This window comes from Prevotella sp. HMSC073D09, assembly GCF_001814145.1.
Classification (GTDB): Bacteria; Bacteroidota; Bacteroidia; order Bacteroidales; family Bacteroidaceae; genus Prevotella; species Prevotella conceptionensis.
Genome location: NZ_KV815152.1, coordinates 1 through 287, shown reverse-complemented (window position 1 = coordinate 287; position 287 = coordinate 1). Strand labels below are relative to the sequence as shown.

The window sequence follows — 287 nt, the reverse complement described above, 5'->3', positions numbered from 1 at the left end:
GTGGTAGAAGAAGATGTCCTCGTGCGTGGTGTCGGCAGGCACGTAGCCGTAACCCGGCTGCACGTCGTCGGGGTCTTCGGCCTTGTCCCACTGCACGGGCGGACCAGGGGGCGTGTCGGGTACGGCGTTGCGCTTGGGGCGTTGTATCCAACCGTCGGGCACGCTGTGGTCGCCCAGCTCCCTAATGATGGTGTTGTAGCCCTCGTGCGTGTTCTCGGGCTCGGCCGTAGCGCCCTTCATCGTGGGCACTCCCGGCGGCGTGCCCAGCTTGCGGTAGTAGTCCTCGC

General features: G+C 66.6%; 1 pseudogene. It reads right to left on the bottom strand.

Annotated elements, in window-relative coordinates:
* Positions 1 to 287, bottom strand: a pseudogene (locus HMPREF2955_RS14670) (RHS repeat-associated core domain-containing protein); the annotation flags it as partial.